The sequence below is a fragment of the Phocaeicola sp. GP0067 genome (assembly GCF_031119655.1).
GTDB classification, from domain to species: Bacteria; Bacteroidota; Bacteroidia; order Bacteroidales; family Bacteroidaceae; genus Phocaeicola; species Phocaeicola vulgatus.
The window spans coordinates 1-1,178 of the sequence record NZ_JAVHZY010000064.1 but is presented as its reverse complement, the minus strand read 5'-3'; the positions used below and the strand labels follow the sequence as shown (position 1 = coordinate 1,178).

2 protein-coding genes are annotated in these 1,178 nt (G+C 46.3%); both read right to left on the bottom strand.

Annotated elements, in window-relative coordinates; translation table 11 throughout:
- Positions 1-15 precede the first annotated feature (15 nt).
- Positions 16-987: an IS30 family transposase gene (locus RE317_RS20920; protein WP_303266216.1), complete on the bottom strand. Its 972-nt coding sequence runs from the start codon at positions 985-987 to the stop codon at positions 16-18.
- Positions 978-1,178 (bottom strand): hypothetical protein (locus RE317_RS20915; protein ID WP_308821670.1); only part of this gene is annotated, 201 nt, incomplete at its 5' end. The genes RE317_RS20915 and RE317_RS20920, both read right to left, overlap by 10 nt.

The following is a 1,178-nucleotide window of genomic DNA, read 5'->3' as shown; positions in this document are numbered from 1 at the left end:
CGTACATTCCACCCGCTAATGCAATTTCTCAAGAATGATGTTTTTGATGACTTCATTGGGCGTCTTATAGTTTAGGTTTTTACGGGGTCTATTGTTTAGTAGGTTCTGGAAGCGTCTAAGGTCTAGGTCAGTTAAGTCTTCGAAAGTAGAAGACTTAGGGATAAACTGGCGCAGCAGTTTGTTTAGGTACTCAATATGAGGCTTATCCCAAGATTGATAGGGGTGCGCAAAGTAGACGGGCGTTTTGAGAGATCTCTCAATGGTCTTAAACTTGGTAAACTCACTTCCATTGTCGGTTGTGATCGAGTGTAGCAGTCCCATCTTCTTGTAGTACCTCAGAGCTTTATTTACCTCTCTGGCGAGGGCTTTGGCATCCTTGCCATGCTCCAGAAGTCGTATGATAGTAAAGCCTGTAACACGCTCTACAAGAGTCAGGATTGCCCCTTTTTGCTCTTTGCCTATAATGGTATCCATCTCAAAGTCTCCTACTCGCTCCTTCTGGTCAATGCACTCAGGACGAGTCTCTATGGACTTTCGCTTAGGCCAGTCTGTTTTTATTGGTACGGCCAGGCGTCGCTTGCGATAAGCTAGCCCATGCCTTGTATGTTTGTAAAGATCGCCTCCAGCTTTCTTGTTTTGATGCAGGAACTTGTAAATGGAGGTCTTACCGACCATCGGCTTGCCCTCCAGCTTTCGCCTTCCAGCAATTTGCTCTGGAGACCATTTACGCTCTACAATGCATTGGACAATGTCAGCTTTCATAGCGTTCGTCAATTTAGCTCTTGCTTTGTTCTTCCAATCTTGTCGCTCTTTGGCAAACATATGAGCCTGAGTAGGGCTATAGTTGCCAGCGGGTGTCAAGTTCCTCTTTATTTCTCTACAGATGGTGCTAGGGTGTACTCCGATGACCTCTGCGATCTTTTTTTGAGATGTGCCAGTCTTCAGAAGAGCAGCAATTTCGTATCTTTGCGCTTGGGTTAGATGCATACTTGTATATAGCTAAGTTTTTGTTTCAACAGCAAATATACTGCATTAACCTTAAAGGGACGGTGAGCGCATCGTCCCTTTTTTCGTCTCGGCAGCTCGCTACCTGCTCCTCCCGCCCTCCTAGGAGAGGAGGGGGCGTCCGGAGCAGGGCGAGCTCCACTCCAAATTGCATTTTGGAGTGGAAAATACGA

What these genes read in the sequence shown, in the direction of transcription:
- RE317_RS20920 (WP_303266216.1), bottom strand. Translation starts at nt 987, where the DNA reads ATGCATCTAACCCAAGCGCAAAGATACGAAATTGCTGCTCTTCTGAAG.